Raw genomic sequence first — 1,146 nt, forward strand, 5'->3', positions numbered from 1 at the left:
CCGAGCAGGTGACGGCGATCGGACGCTGGGGCATGTCGTCTGCCCACGCCGCACTCGGCAGGACCAGCCACGACCCCACCCGAGCAGGAGGCCCAAACGCAACGACATTCGGCAGTTCCGGACGTTGAGAGGCACGGGGAGCCGGCCACGGGGCATGACGGCTCCCATGTGGGTGGTTCGCAAGTTAGTGCGCTGCGACGGCGTCACTCTGCCGCCGCGCCGATCGATGGTGATGATGATGTGCTGTACTGCCAGGCGTGAGGCAGCGGGCAGGCTTGGTCATCGGTGTGGTGGTGCTGCTCGTCGGGATTGGTGGTCTGGCCGGCTGGCGGTGGTGGCGCAGCCTGCCGCCGTACGGGCCGGAGGTATTGGCCGCGACCGCGACCCTGAATCTGGTCGACCAGGCCACCGCGGACGCCGCGTTCAGCCCGAGCAACGTGGAGCGGGCCGGCGACGGCGACGGCGACGGCGACCAGATCTTCCTCGGCCGGGTGGCCTGGGAACGTCCGCCCGATCCTCAGGTTGACGGCTCGTTCCGGATCGTGGTGCTCGACAAGCGTACCGGCCGTATACCCGGCTTCATCACCGTGACGTCGGCGCGGCCGGACGATGTCGGCGCCGGCTCGGACGGGGCCTTGGACCGCGCCGAGGAGCGCTATCCCTGGCTACAGGGCATCGGTGCGCGCAAGGTCGACGGCGGGTTCTTGACCATCGGCAGTGCCGTCACGGTGTACTCGGTCGACGCGTCACCGGTCACCTTCGTCCTCGTCCTGCATCCGCAGCGTCCGGGAACGCCACCCGAGCGGGTCGTCGCCACCGCGCCGGCGGCGGTCACTGACCTGCTGGTCGCCCTGATCAGCGTCGGACCGGACGGCCAGGTCTACTGGGCCCACTGCCTGCTTAACTGAGGCTCTGCCGTATGAGCGCGAGACGGAGCCGTTCGTGTTGCGGTCCTCGGTGACGCTTTGCCTGACGCGCGGTCGGCGGCAGATCCGCGCACGTGATCACGGGGCGAGGAAGACAAGCGTCACGGCCATCCCGCTCATGTAGATCGATCAGTGCTTGAGATGATCACGAGGGGTATAGCCGTGTTGCGGCCCGGTGCAGGAGTTCAGCATTCGTCCCTTGCCAGGCGCGCGAACTCGC

General features: G+C 68.5%; 1 protein-coding gene. It reads left to right on the top strand.

What is annotated here, in order from left to right; genetic code table 11:
- Positions 1–257 precede the first annotated feature (257 nt).
- Positions 258–908, top strand: a complete 651-nt coding sequence (locus AAH979_RS43020; RefSeq protein WP_346263876.1) for a hypothetical protein — start codon at positions 258–260, stop codon at positions 906–908.
- The last annotated feature ends 238 nt before the right edge of the window (positions 909–1,146 follow it).

The organism is Plantactinospora sp. ZYX-F-223 (genome assembly GCF_039649625.1).
Lineage (GTDB): Bacteria > Actinomycetota > Actinomycetes > Mycobacteriales > Micromonosporaceae > Plantactinospora.